Source organism: Spirosoma sp. (genome assembly GCF_026391055.1).
GTDB lineage: Bacteria > Bacteroidota > Bacteroidia > Cytophagales > Spirosomataceae > Spirosoma.
The window spans coordinates 83,394-107,967 of the sequence record NZ_JAPLET010000026.1 but is presented as its reverse complement, the minus strand read 5'-3'; the positions used below and the strand labels follow the sequence as shown (position 1 = coordinate 107,967).

At 48.2% G+C, this 24,574-nt stretch carries 15 protein-coding genes; 4 read left to right on the top strand and 11 right to left on the bottom strand.

Features of this window, described 5'->3' with window-relative positions; all coding sequences use genetic code 11:
- Positions 1-2: 2 nt before the first annotated feature.
- Positions 3-1,724, bottom strand: coding sequence for a GMC family oxidoreductase (locus tag NT073_RS23655; protein ID WP_297378608.1), 1,722 nt, complete (start codon positions 1,722-1,724; stop codon positions 3-5).
- A gap of 242 nt (positions 1,725-1,966) precedes the next feature.
- On the opposite strand from NT073_RS23655, the gene NT073_RS23650 reads away from it, so the two are divergent.
- Entirely contained in the window at positions 1,967-3,175 is a 1,209-nt protein-coding gene (locus NT073_RS23650; RefSeq protein WP_012925628.1) for an acyl-CoA dehydrogenase family protein, read from the top strand.
- A gap of 59 nt (positions 3,176-3,234) precedes the next feature.
- Here NT073_RS23650 and NT073_RS23645 read toward each other — a convergent pair whose 3' ends face one another.
- The 10 genes from NT073_RS23645 to NT073_RS23600 form a co-directional block, all read right to left on the bottom strand.
- The gene (locus tag NT073_RS23645) at positions 3,235-4,461 is read right to left on the bottom strand and encodes a glycosyltransferase (protein ID WP_297378604.1); all 1,227 of its coding nucleotides are present in this window, start codon (positions 4,459-4,461) and stop codon (positions 3,235-3,237) included.
- 212 nt (positions 4,462-4,673) lie between these two features.
- The gene (locus NT073_RS23640; protein WP_297378602.1) at positions 4,674-5,099 is read right to left on the bottom strand and encodes a response regulator transcription factor; all 426 of its coding nucleotides are present in this window, start codon (positions 5,097-5,099) and stop codon (positions 4,674-4,676) included.
- Between the two features lie 233 nt (positions 5,100-5,332).
- Positions 5,333-6,448: a hybrid sensor histidine kinase/response regulator gene (locus NT073_RS23635; RefSeq protein WP_297378599.1), complete on the bottom strand. Its 1,116-nt coding sequence runs from the start codon at positions 6,446-6,448 to the stop codon at positions 5,333-5,335.
- Between the two features lie 89 nt (positions 6,449-6,537).
- Positions 6,538-7,365 (bottom strand): protein-glutamate O-methyltransferase CheR, encoded by an 828-nt coding sequence (locus NT073_RS23630; RefSeq protein ID WP_297378597.1) that lies wholly within the window; start codon positions 7,363-7,365, stop codon positions 6,538-6,540.
- A gap of 2 nt (positions 7,366-7,367) precedes the next feature.
- Positions 7,368-10,706, bottom strand: coding sequence for a response regulator (locus NT073_RS23625; protein ID WP_297378594.1), 3,339 nt, complete (start codon positions 10,704-10,706; stop codon positions 7,368-7,370).
- 396 nt (positions 10,707-11,102) lie between these two features.
- The gene (locus tag NT073_RS23620; RefSeq protein ID WP_297378591.1) at positions 11,103-11,714 is read right to left on the bottom strand and encodes a chemotaxis protein CheB; all 612 of its coding nucleotides are present in this window, start codon (positions 11,712-11,714) and stop codon (positions 11,103-11,105) included.
- Complete coding sequence (locus NT073_RS23615) at positions 11,696-12,505, bottom strand: protein-glutamate O-methyltransferase CheR (RefSeq protein ID WP_297378587.1); 810 nt, start codon at positions 12,503-12,505, stop codon at positions 11,696-11,698. Before NT073_RS23615 ends, NT073_RS23620 begins: the two co-directional genes overlap by 19 nt.
- Positions 12,502-12,879 carry a response regulator gene (locus NT073_RS23610; protein ID WP_297378585.1) on the bottom strand — a complete coding sequence of 126 codons (378 nt, stop codon included), beginning with the start codon at positions 12,877-12,879 and terminating at the stop codon, positions 12,502-12,504. The genes NT073_RS23615 and NT073_RS23610 overlap by 4 nt, the downstream gene beginning before the upstream one ends.
- 100 nt (positions 12,880-12,979) lie before the next feature.
- Positions 12,980-16,585: a response regulator gene (locus NT073_RS23605; RefSeq protein WP_297378582.1), complete on the bottom strand. Its 3,606-nt coding sequence runs from the start codon at positions 16,583-16,585 to the stop codon at positions 12,980-12,982.
- 29 nt (positions 16,586-16,614) lie between these two features.
- Positions 16,615-18,198 (bottom strand): response regulator, encoded by a 1,584-nt coding sequence (locus NT073_RS23600; protein WP_297378579.1) that lies wholly within the window; start codon positions 18,196-18,198, stop codon positions 16,615-16,617.
- Positions 18,199-18,751: 553 nt separating this feature from the next.
- On the opposite strand from NT073_RS23600, the gene NT073_RS23595 reads away from it, so the two are divergent.
- From NT073_RS23595 to NT073_RS23585, 3 genes are all read left to right on the top strand, one after another.
- A complete protein-coding gene (locus tag NT073_RS23595) occupies positions 18,752-19,495 on the top strand; it encodes a response regulator (protein ID WP_297378576.1) in 744 nt (247 codons plus the stop codon).
- A gap of 163 nt (positions 19,496-19,658) precedes the next feature.
- A complete protein-coding gene (locus NT073_RS23590; RefSeq protein WP_297378574.1) occupies positions 19,659-23,420 on the top strand; it encodes a PAS domain S-box protein in 3,762 nt (1,253 codons plus the stop codon).
- 38 nt (positions 23,421-23,458) lie between these two features.
- Positions 23,459-24,556, top strand: coding sequence for a response regulator (locus NT073_RS23585; protein WP_297378572.1), 1,098 nt, complete (start codon positions 23,459-23,461; stop codon positions 24,554-24,556).
- Positions 24,557-24,574: the final 18 nt, after the last annotated feature.

Genomic DNA, 24,574 nt, shown 5'->3' with positions numbered 1-24,574 from the left:
AGCTACAAAGCCCCTGCTTTCATTTGCTTCACGGCGTAATTAGCGGCCCTTGCGCTGAGGGCCATATAGGTGAGAGACGGGTTTTGAGTGCTGGTGGAGGTCATACAGGCGCCGTCAGTAACGAAAACGTTTTTGCAATGGTGAAGCTGGTTCCAGCGGTTTAGTAGTGATGTTTTGGGGTCACGTCCCATACGAACGCCCCCCATCTCGTGGTTTTCGCTGCCGGGTAGTCGGCCGGTATCCTGAGTGCGGATGTTTCTAAATCCGGCCAGAGTGAACATCTCGGTCAGCTGCTCGAAGTAGTCCTTCAGAATTTTTTCGTCATTGGCATCGTAGCCTACCGATACCCGGAGTTGCGGAATTCCGAAGTTGTCTTTCCGTGTAGGGTCCAGCCGTACGGTACTTTCGGCTTTCGGGATAGTTTCGGCCATCATGGCAGAACCCACCTGCCAGTCGCCCGGCGTTGGATCGAGCAAACGCTGTTTCAGTGATGCACCGAGGCCATCCTGGTTTTGGATCGGTTCTCTCGACGCATAAAAGGTAGCGGCATATCCACGCAGAAAATCCGTTTCCTGTTTGTAAACGTTCCTGAATCGTGGAATATAACTGCTGTTGGGTCGGCGTCCGTCGGTCGTGAATGTGTTTAATCCTTCGTATGTGCCCGACATACGACCCCGGTAACTGTGAAACGCCATGTGCGTACCCAGTAGGCCATTATCATTACCCAGCCCATTGGGAAACCGGTTTGAGGTTGAGTTTAGTAAAATAAGATTCGTATGGAGTGCCGATGCATTCACGAAAATAATACGGGCGTAGTACTCCGTCATTTGCAGGGTGTTGGTGTCGATGACCCGTACGCCCGTTGCCTTACCTCCCGCTGGTTTATTATTATCGAAAATAATGGAATGTACCACCGAGTTTGGCTGTAAGCTTAGCTTTCCCGTTCGAAGCGCCCAAGGAATGGTGGAGGCATTGCTGCTGTAATAGCCACCATAAGGGCAGCCTCGTTCGCATAACGTGCGGTGCTGGCATTGAGCGCGCCCCTGCCGGAAATGAATGTCCTGGGGCGTTGTCAGGTGAGCTGCCCGGCCGATGATCACGTGGCGGTCCGGATAGTGAGCCGCCACTTGTTTTTTGAAATGGGTTTCCACGCATGACATCTCGTGTGGAGCCAGAAATTCGCCATCCGGTAGGGTCGCCAGCCCGTCTTTATTTCCTGAAATGCCCGCAAATTTTTCGACATGGCTGTACCACGGGGCCAAATCAGCATAGCGAATGGGCCAGTCTACCGCAAAACCGTCGCGGACTGGACCCGTAAAATCGAAATCGCTCCAGCGTTGGGTTTGCCGTCCCCAAAGCAACGAACGACCACCCACCTGATACCCGTGAATCCAGTCGAAAGGCTTTTCCTGAATGTAGGGCTGGTCGCTGTCTTTAGCGAAAAAATGACGGGTGTCTTCCCGAAACGCATAATTACGACTGGCAATGGAGTACTCCTGCCGACTGATGAGCGGAACCTGCCCCCGGTGCTCCATGTCCCAGGGGTTCAGCATGGCAGTAGGATAGCCGGTAACGTGTTTAACGTCCCTGCCCCGCTCCAGTAAAAGCGTATGCAGACCGTGTTCGGTAAGTTCCTTTGCTGCCCAGCCGCCACTCATGCCGGAGCCAATCACAATGGCATCGTAGGTACGGGCTTTCTGGCTATCTACTATTAAATTGACCATATAGTCTAAAGAACGCGGGCTTGTCTTCTTAACCATGTACTTCACCTTTTGTGCCCGGCACTCACAAGCATTAGCGACTTCCTTTGGTTGAGTTTCTGCTTTTTTTAAAAGAAGGGCTTCATAAAAAAGCCGGATTTATTCCTCCTGATATAGTACTTCAGCTATTTAGATAACCAATTATACATTGTCTGTAAAAATTGCATAGTTTAGTAACAAGCCCTGTCTTTTCGAGTTAACTCCCTATGCAATCCCCTTCCTTAACTTCGCCCCGGAATAAAGTCGACTCGTTTGAGTCGCCTGATTTCTATTGCCTGGATGACCTGCTAACGGCCGAACACAAACTGGTACGGTCTGCTGTGCGCAATTTTGTCAAGCGCGAGATTACCCCCATTGCCGAGGAGTACGCCCAGCGGGCCGAATTTCCGAAGCATATCGTGCCTAAGTTTGGGCAGATTGGTGTTTTTGGTGCTACCATCCCAACCGAATATGGTGGAGGGGGCCTGGATCAGATTTCGTATGGTCTGATGACACAGGAAATAGAACGGGGCGATTCTGGGATGCGTTCGTGCGTATCGGTCCAGAATTCGCTGGTCATGTACCCGATCTGGGCCTTTGGTTCGGAAGCGCAGCGGCAGAAATACCTGCCCCGACTGGCTACGGGTGAGTTGATCGGTTGTTTTGGTCTTACCGAAGCCAATCATGGCTCCGACCCTGGCGGTATGGAAAGTAACTTTATCGAGCGTAGCGATTATTATTTGCTTAATGGATCGAAACTCTGGATCACCAACGCCAACATTGCGGACATTGCCATCGTCTGGGCCCGAAATGACCAGGGGAAAGTGCGCGCTTTGATCGTGGAACGAGGTATGGAAGGCTTTTCAACTGCCGAAATAAAAAACAAATGGTCGTTGAGGGCCAGCACCACGGGCGAGCTGATTTTTCAGGATGTGCAAGTTCCGAAGGAGAATATACTACCCGATTCCTTTGGGCTGAAAAGTGCACTCAAGTGCCTGGAGCAGGCTCGTTATGGCATTAGCTGGGGGGCATTGGGAGCTGCTATGGAATGCTACGAAGTGGCCCGGCGGTATGCACTCGAACGCATTCAGTTTGGCAAGCCCATCGCCAGTTTTCAGCTGGTTCAGAAAAAGCTGGCCGAAATGCTGACCGACATCACTCAGGGACAGTTACTCTGCTGGCGACTGGGTGTACTCAAAAATGAAGACAGGGCAACCGTCGCTCAAATTTCTATGGCGAAACGAAGTAACGTAGAGATGGCGCTGCGGGTGGCGCGAGAAGCCCGCCAGATTCTAGGGGCAATGGGTATTTCGGGAGAGTACCCAATTATGCGGCACCTGATGAACCTTGAATCAGTAAGCACTTACGAGGGCACACACGATATTCAACTGCTTATACTAGGCGCTGAGATTACGGGTATTCCAGCTTTTAAGTAAGTTATTGCTCAGTATTTATTCATAAGTAGTTGTTCGTTAACTTACCCATTACCCATTAACTAACTCGCTTGTAGTTCAACGTCGTCGATATGCCGGGCTTTGTTCCAGGTGCCGGACGGGTTGTTTCTCCAGTAACAAATGAAGCCCTGAATAGCGCAAACGCTCATAAAGGTGAAGTAGAACGGTAAGCCAGCCACGTTGATCCGTCTATACTTATCTTTTGACCGATAGCCTATATACGAAAGACCGTAGAATATACACTGAACTGCGAAAAACAGAATCCAAACAGGTGCCTGAGTTGGTTTGGACTGCGCAGAGAAAAGCAATGCCAGATTGATGAGCAAAATCAAAGGCAGGCAAAAAGGAGCTACCATCCACCGCAGCACCCACTGCGAAGTGTAGTGAAAGGAAAGCCAGCCATAACGGGTTATGTTTAGTAAATGCAGGAAACGTATTGCAGACTGGAAGCGGGCAGTGGACTTGTCGACAGCCTGCTTCAGCTCTTCTTCAATCAAATATAAAGGCCGCTGTTGAGTGTAGGAGCAAGGCTCATAGGCTATTCGGTGCCCTTTTTCAACAAGGCGCATGGATAGCGCAAAACTGGTTAGCAGCGTATCCGTTTCAATAGTTTTGTAAAGCTTAGTCCTAATCGCAAGTAAGTCGCTGACGGTACCAACGACCATAGGGAACCGGGTATTTTGTTGGTGCAGGTACGATTCACAGGCCCGGTACAAACGGTTTTCCGGTTCTGAAGCTGGATCATCGGGATCAGTATCAATGTATTTTTCGCCTGCTACAACTCCCACCCGTTCATCCTGAAAGTGCCGGACCAGGTTGCGGATCGCTAGCTTGTTTAGTTGCGTATTGACGTCGCTGAAAATGACAATTGGTGATGTAACAGTCTGCATCGCGCAATTCATAGCTGCGGGTTTGCTTATGGGCTTCGACCCTCCCTGCACATCAAGCTGCCGCGCACCGTCATCGCGCAGCGATTCCATCCACTCTGTCGACCCATCGATCGATCCCTGGGTGATGAACAGAAACCGGATTTTATCGGTAGGGTAGTCCAGCGAATAACAGTTCTGTAGTTTGGCTGGCAGATTGGCTATCTCGTTATAAGCACGAATGACCAGCGTCACAGGAGGGGTGTAGTCGGAAAAGTCTGCAATAGCAGGAGGCTGTTTAAACAAATTCCGGATCTTGACTGCCAATAGAAGCAGAATCCCGTAGCCTACATACGTATACGCAAGCAAACCTAAACATAAGAGGAATAAAAATTGTAGCATTATCAGGTCATACCAAAGCCCCGAAAACAGATTGCTGCCCTACAGGTCCGAACAGTTTATAAAATACGTTGCTCCGGATTCGCCGGGTAGTGATGGGAGAATAAACGCCTATAGTTGTAGTAAATCAGTCCCGTTGGCTAAAGGAAGATTAACTTACTTCCGAACAATATCGACTATACATCGAACGGGTGTTCAGATCAGTGCTGTTGAACTCAACTCAAATAAGTGGGATCATAATTTGCTGGAGACTCCTGACGTTCAATAGCCTGGTGCAGTATAGATTTAACTTTTACGTGTATCTCCCGAGGATTAAACGGTTTTGAGATAAAGTCATCGGCTCCCTGTTGAATACAACTGGTTTTTGTTACACCATCTTCCAGGCTTGACAAAACAATAATAGGAATATTTTTATAAGTGGCGTTCTTTCGGAGCAGTTGAATCAATTCCTGCCCGCTTAGTTGAGGCATTAGTAAATCTGTGATGATTATATCGGGAATATTACCGCTTTCAAGCCAATTCATTGCTTCTATACCATTCGTGCATGAGTCGAGCTTAAATTCATTATTTAGTGTCAACTGGACAATTTTCCTCATGTACAGATCATCATCTACATGCAAGATTTTATATCTGTTTTTCATATATAACTGGTTGTAGTCGAGCAGCGATTATTTTTTCAAATAAAGATACTATAAAATTAACTAATTTTTGTAATGGTAAACAAAAAGTTAATATAATTCCAATATATGTTTCATTTATTAATTGCTTCAAAAACTCACATCCGATAACGCTTGACCACTATGAAAAGGGCAAACAGGTACAACCAGTGAGAACGTAATATTGGCTGAAGAAAGCAGCCAACTAGGTTAGTTAATTACTTCCTCCAGCCGAAGAGTACGGTGCAACCTTCGCCCGGTGAGGTGTTTACCCGCAAAGAACCGCCCTGCTCTTCAACAAGCATTTTGAGGGTGTTTAGCCCCACGCCCGTACTACTCTCATGCTGTGAATGACCAACTGGCCGGAAAAGGGCGAAAAGTTTTGCCTGTTGCTCTATCGTCATACCGGGGCCATTATCTCGGACATAAAATTCAATAAAGTTTTCCTTGTCAATATAGCCTATTTCTATCTGGCCCTGGGCTTTGTCGTTGTACTTTATGGCATTGCTGAGCAGGTTCTGAAACACCTGTTGCAGCTTTATTTTTTTTGTGTACAGTACTGGCATTGGCTCGGCAATATGAATCTGTACGTGTTTAGGTGGAAACAACAGTTTAGTCGTTTGTGACAGCAGCTGAGCCACATCGACCTGCTCCAATGCCTGTTGATCAATACTTTGCCGCGAGTATTCGAGTATGCTGCTGATCATTGTTGACTGATGATAGCCAGCTTCCTTCAGGTAACCTAAGTAACTGGCCAGTTCGTCCTGTTGCATAGGACGACTTTCATTCGTGCTTTCGACCAGATGTAGCAGGGTTAGCAATCCAGTTAGGGGGGATTTAAGATCATGCGCCACCATATAAACAAACTTTTCCAACTGCTTATTAATGGTCGCAAGATCGCTGGCCGACTTTTTTAAGGCCTGTTGTGAGCGCCATAACTGTTCAAAAACATTGACTTTGGCCTTTGTAACATTGCTATCCAGCGGTTTGGATAAATAATCGACAGCCCCTTCTTCGAAGCCTTTCAGTACATATTGTTCCTCCTTATTGATGGCCGTGACGAATATGATCGATATGTCGCGGGTTCTGGGACTGGCTTTCAGAAATTTAGCTACTTCAAAGCCGTCCATTTCCGGCATCTGAACATCCAGCATGATAAGCCCGATCTGGTCGTTCTTCAGGGCATGTTTCAGGGCTTCATTACCCGAGGTTGCTTTAATAAACTGCCGGTTTCCATTGTCCAGAAGTTCTTCCAGAACGAGCAGGTTTTCGTCCCGGTCGTCCACAAGAAGTATGGTAAACGAACTTGAATTGTTAATAAGGCCGGATGTCATAACTGGTTAAAAGAGTACGTAGCGGATGGATGATTCGATTAAGTTGATGTTGTCTGCAAAGCCGGGGTCCGTGGCTGAACGTGCAGGTGTTATCGGGTACGACGGAATATTTTTGTGTCGGGAGCGATGGCTGTAAATTGATCTCGCAAGTCCGTGAACAAGAGCGATTCTTTCGTACCAATGGCCAGAAAACCAAGCGGGGCAAGGCTATCATGAAAAAGCCGGATGACGTGATTTTGCAGGTCCTTGTTGAAGTAGATCAACACGTTACGACAGCACACCAGTTGGAATTCGTTGAAAACTCGGTCGGTAACGAGGTTGTGCTGCGCGAACAGAATAGAATCCCGCAGCGTCTTGTGCATCTGGATGTAGTTGCCCTGTAAGCTGTAGTAGTCCTTAAAGTCACGCTGTCCACCCGCCTGCTGGTAGCCAGCGGTATAGTCATTGAGGTGCTGGACCGGGATCAGGCCTAGCCGGGCTTTTTCCAGATTCGCTGGGTTGATATCCGTAGCGTAAAGCCGACATCGTTCCAGCAGATTCGCTTCTTTGAGAAGAATTGCCATTGAGTATACTTCCTCGCCTGTGGAGCAGCCCGCGTGCCATATTTTGATGATCGGGTAGGAAGCCAGCAGGGGCAGAACTTTCTCGCCTAGGGTCCTATAGAAAGCAGGGTCCCGAAACATTTCAGTTACATTGACCATGATGGACTGTAGGAACCAGTCAAAAAAGGCGGTATCGTTTGCCAGCTGAAAGCGAAGTTCCGAAGCGGTTCGGATATGGGCTAGCCCCATGCACCGAATGATTCGACGTTTCAGCGACGTTTGTGCATAATTCGTGAAGTCGTACCCATGTATCAGCTTGATAAGGGTAAGGATTTCTTCCAGCTCAGACGTACTTAAATCGTAATCCGGATTCATGATTAGGAAGGCATCCAGGTATGCATGACAGACAGCAACTGATTTACATCCAGTGGCTTGGTGATGTAATCCGATGCGCCCGCTTCAAGGCATTTTTCCCGGTCGCCGGGCATAGCTTTAGCCGTCAGGGCTATAATTGGCAGTTTCGCAAACTGGTTCTCGGCTCTGATTTTTCGGGTAGCCTCGTAACCATCCATGACGGGCATCATAATATCCATCAGTACCAGGTCGATCTGCGATTGACTAATCAGGGTATCGATGGCCTCCTGCCCATCACTGGCGGTGATGACCGTCAACTTGTTTTCTTCCAGCAACGTACTGATTGAAAATACATTCCGCATATCGTCATCAACCAGCAGGACAGTCTTGCCCTGCCAATTGGTGCTGGTTGGCAGGGGAGCTTTGGCGGGCATTTTTGACTCTATATGGGATTTCTGCTGGACGTTATAGAGGAATAATTCGAGTTGATCCATGAGCCGTTCTTTCGCCTGGGCGGAGTCGTGAACAACCGTATCTGAAAGTTTTTTCAGTTGTAACTCGTCGGACGAGGATAATTCCTTATCCAGATAAATAATTACTGGTGTCTGGTCATCTGCCATAGCAGCCTGTAACGCCCGTAATTTCTGAGTACCCAGTTCCAGATCTTTACCAATGTCTGCAATGATGCAGTCGTATGCTTTGGCATGGACTTTCTCCAGGGCTTCGTCATTGAGTACGGCGTAGTCGCAGTTGATATCGAAGTGCCGTTCGTCAATCAGTTTGGTCAGTGAGTTATTAGGTAAATAATGGCCCGATAGGACTAGTATGTTTTTGACCTGTTCGCTGATGCAGTCACCAATTCGGGTGAAGGCATCTTCCAGATCCTGTTTTGTGAGAGGTTTCTGTAAATAAGCAAGTGCACCGGGCAGAACCAACTGCTGTTCATCGCTTGCCGACATAACATGCACCGGTATGGAGCTTAATTTTTTGTCGTCCTTGAGCAGTTTCAGAACACTGATTCCATCCAGGGCCGGTAGGTGCAGGTCCAGAATGATGGCCGTTGGTTCATACCGTCGAGCATAGGCCAAACCCTCGTCGCCCTGCAGGGCCACCAGTGTTTTATAGCCTTTGGTACGGGCAAAGTCCTGAACAACACTGGCAAAGCGGGCATCATCTTCAATAATGAGCATCAGCTTGTCGCCCTTCCGGATCGTCTCACGGTCGTCGGCAACGATTATAGACTGAACCGGAATCAACTGCGGGACCGGCGTACTGATTCGATCCGGCTTTTCTGTTTCGGGTGGGGTGGTACCTGGCTGTGGGGCCGTCGAAAACGACAGCGGCAGCCATAAGGTGAAGGTACTTCCTTCACCCTCTTCGCTGTGAAGGGTGATTTCGCCCCCCAGCCGTTTTATCAATTCACGGCTGATGGAAAGCCCGAGGCCAGTGCCGCCATATTTGCGACTTGTTGAGCCATCTACCTGTTGAAAGGCTTCAAAAATCAGTTGCTGTTTATCGGCCGGAATACCAATACCCGTATCGGAAACGGCGATCGCCAGGAGTGACTTTTCCTTTCGTAATTCCTGGCGGGTAATTTTTGGAAAACTCGTTTCGACAGAAAGGGAGAGGGTGATCCGGCCGTCGCGCGGGGTAAACTTAAATGCATTGGACAGCAGATTTTTAAGAATTTGTTCTATCCGGAGCCGGTCGGTCAGAATTTCTGCAGGTACGGACTCATGGAGTTTGGTAATCAGTTGCACCTTTTTTTCTTCGGCAACAACAGTAAACAACTGAGTAAGGTCCCAAACGATACTTTTAACAGGCACAGATTCCCGTAAAACGGTGATATGCCCCGCTTCAATCTTGGCTAAATCCAGGATGTCGTTGATGAGGGTCAATAAGTCATTGCCTGATCTGTGGATGATGGTTGCGTACTCAATTTGTTTGGCGGTGAGGTTGTCGGGTTTGTTGTCGGCCAGCAATTTGGCCAGAATCAGGACGCTATTGAGCGGTGTCCGTAATTCATGCGACATGTTGGCCAGAAAGGCCGATTTGTACTGGCTGGTCACTTCCAGCTCTCGGGCTTTGAGCGCCAGCGACTGCCGGGCAATTTCTACGGCCTCATTTCTCTCGACAAGTTCTGCATTGATCTGCCGCAACTCTTCCTGCTGAACCCGCAGCTCCTCTTCCGAAGCCTGTAGATTTTCGGCCTGGCGCAGCAGAGAGTCATTGGTTTGACGGAGTTCTTCCTGCTGTTCGGCAACCAGTTCATTCTGCTGTTGAACCCGTTCCAGCAAAGCACGTACCTGTTCGTGCGTTTGTGAGGAGTTAATGGCTACGGCCAGTGGTTCCATCAGGCGTTTGAGCAGCTTCATGACGGGCGACTCCAGGATGCGGAACGACGCCAGTTCCAGAACGCCGATCAACTCTTTATCTTTCCGATACCATAACGGCACCAGTACCAACTGGCCCGGTTGTGCCTGCCCGCTTGCCGACTGAATCTTCCAGTATTCGGTAGGTACTTCATTGATCGTGACAATTTTCTGCCCCTGGGCAGCTTGCCCAACCAGCCCTTCTCCCAGTAAAAATCGGGCCGATACCTTGCCCGGTAATCCAACAGCAGCAACCCGTTCAAGGTATTTTTCGTCCGAATTGAAGAGGTATATGGCAGCCGCCGGTAAGTCCAGGTAATCGGCAAGCGTAGCAATGATCCGCTTGGCCATATCCTGCGGAGTGCCTTGGTCCTGTAAACCATGACTCACCGCCGAGATGCCGGAAAGCTGCCAGTTCTGTTCTTCACTTTCCAGATTGAAGGCTTGCATAGTAGCCAGATTCGTTTTCAGTTCACGCTCAGCTCGCCGACGCTTTCTGAACTCGTCAAAAATGACTAGTATTAAAATGGTGATGTTGATTACCGCTACTAGAACAGCTACCCACATGGCACACTCTTCAATATAGTCGGTATCCATTTCTTTTTGCTGCCGCAACAGCAAATCTTGCTGGATTTCCTGCCTGAGTTGGGTCAATTCTAATCGAAGGTTGCCCAATTTATTTATGTCACCGGCCAGGTAAGCGGTTGTTGCACCTTCAATCCTGTGCATCCGATTCAATTGGCGAGGATCGGCTTTGAGCAGGTTGTCAAGGTCGCTCAGCAGCCGGTCTATAGTCGCTATAGCGAGCGGATTTGCCTGGGGTTTGAAGGAAGAGGTCGGTGCATTCCTGACCAGGCCATTCATGTCAGCCAAGGCCAGTTGGAGTCTAAAAACTAGTTCGGTAATCTTCTCAGATTCAGTCGATTTTACCAGTAAAGCGTCATGCCTGCGGAAGGCACTGAAGTAAAGAAGAATGATAATTGGTACCATCAGAAATGTGATGGCTGCCCCAAAGTATATACGGCTAGATAATGATTTTATCATTTACTATTCTATGTAACATTATACTATATATATTCAATAATAAATATATGAAAACAAATATATAGATTTAGTAGGTAGATGTTAGGCATATATGCTTAAATATTTTCATCATGCTACTAGTTACGATATTGCTTGTCAGCAGAAAGCCCTGCGGATAAATCTAAATCCACAGGGCTTTCTGCTCGATCGCTTTTTCTCCTGTTCACAGTATTAATGGCCAATTAGTACATCCAGCTCGTTTATGTTGTGGCGCGGTTACCAAGCGAACGTTTGGGTAGCCCAAAGTGAGGTAAAAGTCGTTGGGCTTTAGGATGCGTTTGCAGCCTACCTGCTTACTTTAGGTCAGAAAGCTGAGGCAGCCGTTTGCTGAGCGGTATTCACCGATTTTAGAAACGCGATCAGACCGTCAATGTCCAGCACATAATCGGTAGTAGTATTTGCAATGGCCTGTTGGGGCATAAAACCAACCAGGGCAGTGTCGGGGTGTTGGGCAACGAGCAAGCCGCCAGTTTTTTGAATAGCCTGCATTCCCTTTGTCCCGTCGGCGTTAGCTCCCGACAGCAGAATTCCAATCAAGGAAGAGCCGTATACATCGGCCGCCGACTCAAAGGTGACGTCGATAGACGGGCGGCTGTAGTTCACTTTTTCGGAATCGTCCAGCGAAAAACTCTTGTCTTGTTCAATCAATAAATGATAGTCGGCAGGGGCCAGGTAAATTGTACCCGGCCTTATGGGATCTTTGTCGTCTACTTCCCGAAAAGGGCTTTCTGTTTTCAGCGATAACAGGGTAGCCAGGGTCGAATCGGCTGTGTTCTTCCGATGCAGCACAATAATCAGGGCAAATGACAGGGGGGTGGGCAGGGCGGGCAATACACGGAGCAGTACCTCTATGCTTCCGGTAGAGCCACCAATAAGGATAGCTTCTGTCGGGTTTTTTAGCTTTGTTTCCGCCATATTTTTTCACCGGATACTTGCCGGTAGGTTGACTGTAATGTTGAGAATTTCAGCGTTTCCTTGGCCCCGAGAGCCAGGTACCCCAATGGCCCCAGACTATCGTCGAAAAGTGTCAATACGCGTTGCTGGAGTACCTTGTCGAAGTAAATCAGCACATTCCGGCAGAGGATCAGGTCGAATTCGTTGAACGACTGATCAGATACCAGATTGTGCGTCGAAAACACCATTTTTTCAGACAGGCTGCTATTGAATTTAACGTGTCCGTACTGAGCCGTGTAATAAGCGGAGAAGTCATTTTTTCCGCCCGATAGTATGTAGTTTTCCGAATACTGTTTCATGGGTGCCATCGCGAATATACCGGATCGGGCGGTTTCCAGCACCTCCGGATTCAGGTCGGTAGCATACAGCAGCGATTTATGGATCAGATTGGCTTCGGTGAGCAGGATTGCCATCGAAAAGACCTCTTCACCCGTGGAGCAGCCCGCGTGCCAGATGCGAATAAAGGGCTTGGCCGCCAGCGTAGGCAGGACTTCTGTACGAAGTACCCGGTAGAATTGAGGATCGCGGAACATCTCGGTTACGTTCACGGTCACTTCTTCCACAAAGCGTTTGAGGTAGTCTGTATCCGACCGGACACGGAATCGAAGCTCAGCGAAGCTGGGGAACTTATCCAGCAACCATAGCCGATTTATCCGCCGTTTTAACGACGCTCTGGAGTAATGGGTGAAGTCGTATCCATACACCTCAAATAAATCGGTCAGCAACAAATCAATTTCTTCCTCCTCAATCATGACAATCGTTCACTACCCGACAATAACTGCAGCAGGCGATCCACATCAATTGGTTTGGCGATGTAATCGGTGGCACCGGCCCGCAGGCATTTTTCCCTATCGCCAACCATGGCCTGTGCTGTAACGGCATAGATGGGCGTTTTTTCTCTATTTTCCAGGTTTTTAATGCGCGGAATGGCGTCGTAGCCATCCATTTCCGGCATCATCATATCGATGAGAATCACATCAACTACGGCATCTGTCTTCAATAAATCCAAAGCCTCCTGTGCACTCGAACACGACAGGCAATCATAGGATTTTGCTTTCAGCGTAGCCTTCAGCGCAAAAATATTCCTGGCATCATCGTCGATGATCAATACTTTTTTTTTAGTCATTTTGTTGTGGTTTTTGCCACAGAGAGACACAGAACTACACAGAAATTCTTCTTTTTTTATTATGTAACCGCATACCTATCAGCTTTTCTCTGCGGCTAATCTAACTTCGTTCATACAGCCAAACCCGTAGCAGTGAGATCAACTGGTCAATATCAACGGGCTTGGTAATATAATCCGACGCCCCCGCCTGAATGCATTTTTCCCGGTCGCCGGTCATGGCTTTAGCCGTTACGGCAATAACGGGTAAGTTTTTCCATTGGTAATGTTCCCTTATTTTTCGGGCTGTTTCGTAGCCATCCATCTGGGGCATCATCATATCCAGCAGCACAACGTCGATGCCGGGGTTTTCGTCCAGCTTCTGAAGGGCTTCCTTGCCATCCAGAGCGGCAATTACAGTCATGTTGAACTGCTCCAGTGCTTTAGACAGGGAGAAGATATTCCGTACATCATCGTCCGCCACCAGTACTGTCTTGTTCCTGAGAACCTGACTCAGAGCGCCCAACTTCTTGGCGGTACCGTTGGGGGCCGTGTTCTGCTTGTTATCCTCGACCAGATGCAGGAAGAGCGACACTTCATCGAGCATACGCTGGTAGGAGTGGGCAGTTTTGACGATGATGGAATCGGCGTATTTTTTGATCTTTAACTCTTCCGACATCGACAGGCTCTTACCCGTGAAAATGATAATCGGCAGGTTTTCCAGACCTGGGTTTTTCTTGGCAACCTCCAGCGTTTCGTATGCTTTGGAGTCGGGCACGCCCATGTCCAGAATAACGCAGTCCACTTCTTTGCGCTTCAGGGCATCAATTCCCTCGGTAATGTTGCTTTTCAGCTCGGAAGTGATGTTGAACGTTTCCAGAAAATAAGCCAGTGCCTTGGCGTGTTTGGGATTGTCTTCAACAATCAGCACTTTTTTGGGGTTGCGGTTGAGAACATACTCGATCTTTTTGAAGACTTCCTGCAATTGCTCGAAGGCAACCGGCTTATCCACAAAATCAATGGCACCCTTCAGCAGGCTTTCGTTCTTCAGCTTGTGCGACGACATGATATGCACCGGAATTGGCCGGGTTTTCGGGTTGGCTTTTAGGGCATCCATAACCTCCCAGCCACTCATAACGGGCAACTGAATATCGAGCAGAATGCCCAGCGGATTATACACCGATGCCAGTTTTAAGCCTTCGTCACCCTGAACGGCAACAATGCCTTTATAGCCTTTTTTACGGGCATAGTCGAGCAGTGATTTCGCAAAGTTAGGGTCATCTTCCACGATCAAAATCGTCTTGTCGCCCTCCGAAACCGTGTGCCGGTCGTCCGGGATCGGCTCTGGAATTGTTAAACTGATGTACTCCGTCAACTGCCTAAGTTTTGTATCAGCCGTGGGGATGAGCTGCGGTTCCGGCTTCGGAATTTCCGGGGATACGGCCTCGGGTATATTTTTGGAAAGAGGCAGGAGGATGGTGAATTCGCTGCCGACGTTCACCTCACTGGACAGGATGATTTCGCCCCCCAGCAGCTTAGCTAGTTCCCGACTGATGGACAAGCCAAGGCCGGTGCCTCCGTATTTTCGTTTGGTTGACCCGTCGGCCTGCTGAAAGGCTTCAAAGACGAGGGGTTGTTTTTCGGGTGGGATGCCAATTCCCGTATCTTTAACCACAAAGCAGAGTGTAGACGCGGCCGAAGTGCTGCGCTCAATACGCAGCGCTACCTGACCGCTCGACGTAAACTTGATAGCGTTGGAGAGTAGGTTCTTGAGGATTTGGCCCAGGCGCATTCGGTCGGTTTCAATAACCGTCGGTACATCTGGTTTTACGGTTATGGCGAAATCCAGTCCTTTTTCTTTGGCAACGAGACCAAACAGAGACTGTAGTTCATCGGTAATATCAGTGATGGACACGTCCTGGTAATCCAGCTTCATCTGGCCCGCTTCAATCTTCGACAAATCCAGAATCTCGTCGATCAGCCCCAGCAGCCCGTTGCCCGACGATTGAATGACACGCGCATACTCAACCTGATCGGGGGTGAGCGTTGCCTCGTTGTTCTCAGCCAGTAACCGGCTGAGCAGCAGAATGGAGTTGAGCGGTGTCCGTAATTCGTGCGACATGTTGGCTAAAAATTCCGATTTATACCGGGTAGTCAGTTCCAGTTCATCGGCTTTTTTCTGAATTTCGTCGTTCTTCTCCTCCAGCAATAAGCCCCGCTCTTCGAGTTCGGTATTGGTTTGCTGCAACTCTTCCTGCTGCACCCGTAGTTCTTCTTCCGATGCCTGTAGCTTCTGGGCCTGCATTTCCAACTCAGCATTCAGGTTCTCCATTTCAGTATGCTGGGCCTGTAGCTCCTCGGCCTGGGCCTGGGTTTCTTCCAGGAAGTTCTGAAGCCTGATGTAATCTAGGGCGGAGTTCACACCAATGGCCATCGTTTCCAGGTTGTGTTCCAGAAAGGCAACTTCCATAGGATCGGGATTGTGCAATAAGCCCACTTCTATAACCCCAATACAAACGTCGGCATACACCAGCGGAGCAATAACCAGGGCCGTAGGGACGGCATCGCCCAGTGAAGAGGCAATTCGGCTATAGGTAGGCGGAACATCCTGAATGACAATGAGTTTTTTACGTTCAATAGCCTCTCCGGCTAATCCCTCGCCAGCGCTGATGCTCAGGGGCGGGCGCTGGGCTGCATAGCTGCCAGCCAGTTTAAAGGTAAAATCGCTGTCAGCGAGGTAAATAGTAGCCTGCGGAGCGTTCAGGTAATCGGCGATGGCGTCGATCAGGCGATTACCCAGCTTTTTCAATTCTTTCTCGCCCCGAATGGCATCTCCAATTTTTACAGTGCCCGTCTGCAGCCAGTTCCGGTTTTTTAAATCCGTAAATGTCTGTTCAAGAGCTACAGCCATTTGATTCAGCGCTTTGCCAATGCGGCCCAGCTCGTCATCCTGCGTGTCCTGACTGCGTGCGGAATAATCGCCCCCGGCAATTTTACCGGTTATGGCCTCCATTAGCGAAATACGCCCGGCCGTTTCAATATACTTCGCTTCGTCCAGCTTCTGTTTCTCAATTCGGTTATCCAGATCCTGCTTTATACGCACGTAAGTAAGTGCCGTAATCAGCATGGAAACGGCAGCGGCAAACAACAGTAAAAAAGGGGTGTAATTTATATATACCTGCTGCTGTTGAATACGGGTATTGAGCAGTCGGTTCTCATCTACTTTTAACCGGTTGATAAAAACTCGCAGATCGTCCATAATCAGTCTTCCGCGCGTCATTTCCTGGTGTTGTCGGAGCGTGTCCCGGTTAAACAGATTGTTCCGTTTCGTTATATCAATAACACGCTGCATCTGCGCAAATTTGGCTTCGTACAGCGATTTAACTCGGCTAAGGCTCCGTTGCTGGGTTGGGTTATCGACGGTTAGCTCATGGAGCAGGTTGTAACTGGCCGCTACTTTTGAACGGCTACCGTTGTAGGGTTCCAGAAAGAGCGGATCGAGCGTGACGAGGTAGCCGCGTTGCCCCGTTTCTGCATCTTTCATGTACGAAATAATGTTTTCGGCCTCAATCAGCACCTGGTTAGTATGATTTACCAGTTTGGAGTTGCTAATTAACTTCTGAATGCTGTAGTACGAGGCCGTCAGACTAATCAACAGCAGCAGCGTTGAGAGCGTGAAGACAAGTTGTAACTGTCGAATAACGGAGTTTGAGGTAAATCTTTGTGGCATGAGGAATGATGTTGAGCCGTTATTGACGATTAATTAGGCAGTAGGGCACCTGTCTGCCGGACAGGTAAAACGAGGATAAAGCTGGCACCTTCGTTCTCGCGGCTTTGGGCCGATATGATCCCATTGTGCTTATCCATGTTTTTCTTGGCAATGGCAAGGCCAATACCTGTGCCTTCATAATTGGAGCGGTTGTGCAGCCGCTGAAAAATAATGAAGATACGGCTCAAAAACTTCTCGTCGAAGCCAATTCCGTTGTCACGAATAACAATTCGGCAATAATCGCCCGTGGGAGAGGGGGGGCTGTCAATGGCTTTACGTTCTACCCGTTCGGCACTGATGTAAATGGCGGGCGGTACATCGGGCTTCGAAAACTTGAGGGCATTGCTCAGCAGGTTCTGAAACACCTGTCGAATTCGGGTAGGAATAATATCAATAACCGGTAGTTCGTCGATCGTTAGAGTAGCCTTTTTCTGGTGGATCAACTCATCGAAATCTTGTAACAGTTCGGCCAGCAACGTGTTCAGATTGGTGGGCTGAAACGGTTCGTGTACCGATAGTTGCGAATAGGCAAGCAGGTCCTTGATCAAATTGGACATGCGCGCCGACGATTGAATAGATCGGTCGAGATAGGCTGCGGCTTCGGGATTCGCACTTAGGTACTTGACTTTAACCGTATCATTAAGCAACTGAATTTTGCGGAGAGGTTCTTTCAAATCGTGCGAAACCACCCAGGTAAACTGCTGAAGTTCCTGATTGATGCGTTCAAGTTCTTCATTCTTGGTGAGCAACTCGTTGGTTCGTAACCTGACTTGTTGCTCCAGAAGTTCAGCCGCCTGTTTCTGGGGGTGGATGTCCGTAAAGGTGCCGATCCACCGGATCAGAGCTCCCTGCTGATGAATGGGAATGACCCGCAGCAAGTGAAAGCGGTAGTCCTCTGCATGCAGGGCTTTTAACCGAACTTCGCGGGTGAACTCAATACCGCTAACTAGTGCCTGCTCCCAGTCGTGGCAAAGGTGATCATCGGGGTGGGAGTGCGGGAATGTGGTTGTGTCGCTGGCGTATTTATACCAGTGTTCGTTGACGTACTCGATATGTCCGTTTGGAGCTACCGTAAAGGCCATTTGTGGCAATGAAGCCAGTACAACCTGTAACTCCTGCATGCGTTCGGCCAGTTCTTCCTGAGCCTTTCTTCGAACATCGACTTCCCTGCGAAGTGAAGCCTGAGCAGCCCTGAGTTCCTGTTGCTGCTCGTAGAGTTTATGAAATGTTTTAACTTTCAGTACCAGAATGTCGGGGTCGACCGGCTTGGTCAAATAGTCGATGCCGCCCGAGGTATAACCCTTGGTAATAAACTTCTTATCCGTATTGACGGCAGAGAGGAAAATGATGGAGGTATCGCGGGCTCGGCTAAAACCGGCAATGGCATTCGCAACCTCGAACCCATCCATACCGGGCATTTGTACGTCGAGGATAATAACTGAATAATCCGTTTTGAGAACTTTTTTCAAAGCCTCCTCACCGGACTCAGCGGTATCGACCGAAAAGCGATGCAATTCCAGAATCTTCTTCAGAGGAAGGAGATTCTCGGGCCTATCATCTACGAGCAGAATCATGGAGTACTGATCAAAAAAACGTTGAGAAAGAATGCATAGTAAACTTTTATGCACTTTCGGATTCTGTACCTTATGTCTATACGTTAAGGTAACTTGGCTGTGAAGATAGAACCTGACAAGGGGTGTTTCCAAATTCAAACCACATTGCCAACACTGGATTTAGTCTATGGCATGAATTATAAACGAAAAGACGCTTAAGTAATCTTGAATTACAGAGGCATTTATTTTTTAATTATTTACATTTTGTTAAGTTTGTGAACTTCTGCTTTATATTGTTTTTTGTAAAATTCAATTTTAGTAATTTGTTTCTTATTATAAGTAGTGGTAATTTCTATAATGTTTAATTTATCCTGACTCAGCTACTTTTCGACAAGTTGTAGTATACTGATAATTGTAAAGAAACTCAAAGTTATAGCCTTTCTTTTCGTTGATGAACTGTTGGTTTTAGTAGCATGGAGATTCATTTCGTTCGTGTTCATTCCTGAATGTAAGATTGTTACAAGTCTAACTGCCCGTCAAGGTCCTCCTTCGATCAACGGCGTTTATTCCACACATGTCAATCCGGATACTAATTATTGAAGATGTTACACAGATTCGGGAAAATATTGCGGAACTGTTAACAATGAGTGGGTACGAAGTGCAAATGGCGGCCGACGGTGTCAAAGGAATTACTTTAGCTCAGAAGTGGCCACCGGACCTGATTTTAAGCGATATAATGATGCCCGACATGGACGGGCACCAAGTCCTGGAGAGCGTACGTGCAAATCCTACGCTGGCGCATGTGCCTTTTGTCTTTTTAACTGCTAAATCGGATATGCTGGACCTGCGCTATGGCATGAATTTAGGAGCCGATGATTATCTAACAAAGCCTTTTCGGTCATCTGACCTGCTCAAGGCAATTGAAAGTCGGTTGGCCCGAATTCAGCAGCAGCATACTATGCCATCATCTACCGGGGATTTTCTGAAGACCATTTGCGGTCGTGACAGCAAAGGCACAATGTTGCTTCCGGTAGAAGAGTGTTTCTGGTTTTTTACGAAGAACAGAGAGTACTATGTAAACCATCCGGCGGGTACTTTTCAGGTAAACATAAGCCTCGACAAGCTGACCACCCACTTGGATCCAACGCTTTTCTTTAGGGCCAATCGTACTATTCTGCTACATCGAAGAATAGTTCAAAAGTATGCTTATTGGGATAAAGGTAAATATTGTGTTTATTTAGCGATTGGTGGGGATATACATGAGGTTACGTTAGCCAAAGCTAGGTTCAAGCATTTTAAGACTTGGCTTTCCGGTTAGCTGATTTATGACAGGTGCCCTACCAGCATTGAGGCTTGGTTCGTCGGATATCCACAGTCTCCCAATACCAGACGGTCCCAAAAGAGTTGTTTTAGAGTTCATACTACGCTGTTACAAGATAAATATGGTCTATGACCGTAACTAGGTGCAGAGCTGAAACAATATGGAAGAGTTTTCACAGTTTTGGTTTGATGTTTCGCTGCAGGGAGTTGCGTTTGTTGAGCCTGTCTATACCGGAAATCCGGTGGTAACGACGTTTCGGTATAAACTGGTTAATAATGCATTTGCCAACATTCTCAGACGGACCCGGGCCGACCTGACGGGGCAACCTGTGACCGGACTTTTTCAGGATGAAGACGATAAATCATTCGTTAACCAACTGCTGACCAGTCTGCAAACGGGAGAGCCGCAACAGGTTCATAAGCATGGTTGGTACGCGGGCGAGGATGTGTGGCTCCACACTACAGTAACCCGAATGCACCAGCAACTGATGGTTAACATTCAGGATATCAGCGAGCAGAAAAAATCAGAATGTGAGCTCCAGCAGCGCCTGACCATGGAATCCATCCTGACTGCGGTGTCGGGCCGGATGATCATTCTTGAAGCTGTCAATTTAGACGCTTACATGACGGAAGCTCTGGGGCAGATCAGTACCCACATTGGTGCCGAACGAGCCGTAGTTGTACTGTACTCCGACGATTGTCAGCGCGGAAATTGTGCCCATGAATGGTGCGCTCCGGGTATCGAATCCCGAAAGCAGGCTAACCAGAATATTCCCGTAAATAGCTTTTCCTGGATGTATGAGCGGCTGGAAACCGGGCAGATTATTCAATTCAATGGCGATGAAATTTTGCTTGATACTGGTAATGGTCACAGTATTTTAAATGCCATGTCGGTTCGTTCAATAATTGCCATTCCACTGGTTCAGGACCGAAAAACACAGGGATTTATTGCTTTTTACACCATTAGCCAGCCTCACCAGTGGAGACAGAGTGATGTTTCGCTCTTGCAAACCTTTGGTACGCTTATTATCAATCTATTAGGACGACTAAAGCAGGAAGCGGCTATCAGGCGGGCAAATCAGCGATTAGAGGGTTTACATGAAATCGACCAGGCCCTATTAAGTTCCCGTCTGTCCGATAAGCCGCCCCTGCTGATTGCCATGAAGTATGTTCACTTTATGGTGCCGTGTGAGCGCGTAACGGTATTCCGGATCGACGAACATACCCAACTCGCAGTGGCTAAAAGCAGTCTGGTAGACGGAGTGCCCGTCAGAAACCCGCATCAGGTTATAACCGAATCAGGCTTTTACGAACGGTTTCTGTCGAGTGAAGCGATTACCTACCTTCCCGACCTACGGCAAGAAAGAGGAGATATGCCGCTTGAGTTAAGCGCGGGCCTGATCGAAGAAGGATTTCAGTCGTTCGTCATTATCCCTTTGTTCAGTCGTCAGGAATGCATAGGGGCGTTGACGCTGGCTTCGTTCAGGCCGTATTTCTTCACCGAAGAACACCACCAAATTACCCAGGAGGTAGCCAGCCAGTTAGCGATCGTCTTGTATCAGCAGCGGTTAGATGAACAGCTTGAAGAATATACGGAACAGCTTGAGCAGCGGGTCGAGGAACGAACCCGCGAATTCAGGCAATTGTCGACCGTGCACCGGGCTATTTTTGAACACGCCAGTCAGGCTATCTTGTCTACCAATACCGATGGGGTTATCCAGACGTCTAACCAGGCATGCGAAAAATTGACTGGTTACCAGGTCAATGAATTAATTGGCCGGGTGGCGTACTTTGAGTTTGGAGAGGACGATGGTGTAACACCGATAATAAATTACCGCACCACTCCGGTTGGTAAAGTGGTTTCCGACCCTCTACTTAATATGCTCGCTGAGCAGGGCTATGTTCAGGCCGAATGTCGGATCTGTTGTAAAGATGGAAGCCTGGTGCCGGTACTGATGGCATCCAGTGTTCTGATTGATGAAAACAACGTAACGATCGGTTATGTGGGTATCGCTACTGATATTTCCGGACTAAAAGCTATTGAATCAAAACTACAGGAAAAGAATCAGGAGCTAAATACAATCTTCGACGGGGCCATTGACCTCCATTGCATGGTTTCTGCTGATGGAAAACTTTTGACCGTCAATCGGGCCTGGGACGTAACCCTGGGGTATACCAAAGAAGAACTTGATCAGTTGACGTTTGCTGAGCTGGTACACCCGGACGAGCAGGAGCTTCTTCAACAAAGTATATGGGAACTGACGAATCATAAGCCCGTTCGAAGCCAGTTGAACCGGTTTCTTAAAAAGGATGGGACCTATCGGTCGCTGGAGTGGAATGCAATATGGGTCAATTCGATCTTTTACGTCTCGGCACGGGATGTTACAGAACGTCAGCACGCTGAAACGCAATTAATTAATCTCAACCAGCGACTTCAGGTAGCTACAAAAGCGGCTGGACAGGGAATATGGGAGTGCGATCTTGAAAAGGATACGCTGATCTGGGACGACCGGTTGTGGGAAATGTACGGGTTGCGTCCGGGCCGAACGGATTGGCGTTATTCCGATTTTAAAAAGATTATTCATCCCGATGATCGGGAAATCTTTCTGAAAACCCCGCCAAATAATTTGATCTCGAACGTAGTGGCGCGCATTGTACTGCCCGACGATTCCGTACGCTATATGGAGACCAATGGGATCGTTATGACCGATGAAGCTGGCAGGCCCGTAAGAGCAATCGGGGTCGTTGCAGATGTGACGGAGCGAAAAATAGCCGAAGATGCTCTTCGGGAAAGTGAACGCCGTTTCCGGGAAATAGCCGAAAATGTTGATGAAATCTTCTGGATTCATTCGGCCGAACCGTTCGAACTATTGTATGTTAACCCCGCCTACGAGCGGGTATGGAACGCCAGTTGCCAGAGTTTATACGACGATCCGTGGTCGTTTATGGAAGCCATTTTAGAGGAGGATAAACCACTTATCAGGGATTTCATGAACCAATACAAGGCTGGTTACGAAGGCCAGTTCTATTGTCGCCTGAAGAGCGTAGATGGTAGTGTCCGCTGGCTGTCGATCCGTACATTCGTTGTACATGACAGCTACGGTAAAATTGTCCGGCATATTGGTATTGCCAACGATGTAACAAGCCAGAAAGACAAGGAGTCAGTGTTGCAGCAATCGTTGCACCGGGAGCAGGAACTGAATCAGCTCAAGTCTCAGTTTGTGTCTACCGCTTCGCACGAGTTCCGAACGCCCCTGGCAACCATTCAGTCGAGTGTTGATTTAATAAAGTTTTACCTCGACTTGCCCACAGCCACGGCCAGTAAGTCTATTCATCATCATTTAGATGTGATTGGCAAGGAAATCGACCAGTTTGGAACCCTCCTCTCCAATATTTTAACAATCGGTACCATTGACGCGGGCAAAGTAAAATTCAATCCTCAGCAGGCGGATATTGTGGTCGTCTGTACCGAAATCATCAGAACTCACTTCAGCGAGCAGGCCAACCATCGCACCGTCGATGTGTCGATAGAAGGTACACCATTTATGGTTTTCATCGATCAAAAGTTGATTAGCCATGTTATTGTTAACCTGCTGTCGAACGCCTTCAAGTTTTCATCGGACAATCCTGCCCTCCGACTTATATTTAAGGAGAAAGCAGTTATTATTCAGGTAGTTGACAAGGGTGTAGGTATCCCGGCGCGGGAAATGTCGGCCCTGTTTCAGGCTTTCTTTCGGGCCAGTAATTCGAATGGCATTCCGGGTACCGGCCTAGGCCTGGTTATTGCCCGGCAGTTTGTCGAACTTCATGGTGGTTACCTTGACATTCGGAGTGAAGAGAAAAAAGGGACTATTTGTACGGTTACCCTCCCCACAAGTCTTCTCAACGACACAATAGCTGCCTCCTATACTAGTACACTTTGAGCCGTAACGGTTCACTAAACACATTTTTTACGAAGTCAATGACTACTCAAATCTTACTCGTTGAAGACGAAACCCAAATCCGGGAAAATGTAGCTGAACTACTTACGCTGCATGGCTTTCAGGTAGAAACAGCCGTGAACGGTCGTGAGGGTATAAGCCAGGCCTTATTGCAGCAACCAGATTTAATTTTGTGTGATATCATGATGCCCGAAGTGGATGGGTATCAGGTACTGGATGTTGTTCGTAATAACCGGTCGACCGCCAATATTCCATTTATCTTCTTGACCGCCAAAACCGAACCCGCCGACCTGCGCCGGGGTATGGTCATGGGGGCTGACGATTACCTGACAAAACCCTTTACATTCCAAAGCCTGCTCAGTGCTATCGAAAGCCGGTTACAGCGGGAAGCGATGCGGAAAGCAGATTTAAAGGCGCAGATGGAAAACTTTCGTCACTCCCTGGCGTCGGTGTCGGTTCATGAGTACAACACTTGTCTTACGGGTATAATTGGGTTTGCTTCAATGTTAACCGACCCAAGTCAGGGATTTAACGGCGAGGAGACACAGATGATGCTCAGTATGATAAAGGTGAGTGGCCTGCGGCTGAAACGCTCGCTGGACAATATCCAGTTGATGGACCTGTTACAAAAAATGGAGACATCGCATCCTGAGTACGAATACTATGCGAGCGGTAGCTCCACCATTTCGGCAGAACTTGTTACGGCCTGTGTCGAGTCAATTGAACTCCGACTGGATAAAAAAGTAGACTGGCGGCAGGAAGTGGCTACTGCGCAACTTCAGCTTTCAGCTATAAATCTGAAAAAGTGCCTCGAAGAGTTAATCGATAACGCCTTCAAGTTCTCCTATCCTGACCAGACCGTTCATATGGTCGGCGAACCGGATGGGGCAGGGTATCGCTTTACCATCACCAACTCAGGTCAGCCGTTTACACCCGAAAACGGCGCAAGTATCGCACCTTACGTACAGTTTGACCGGAAAAAGTACGAACAGCAAGGGTTCGGTATAGGACTGTCTATCGTGCGGGCAATAGTAGAGTTGAACAATGGAAGGTTATCGATCGAGAGTCCGTCAGCGGGCTTTACCAAAGCAATGATTTGGCTATCCCGTGGAGACTAATTCACACAGACGTTTAGA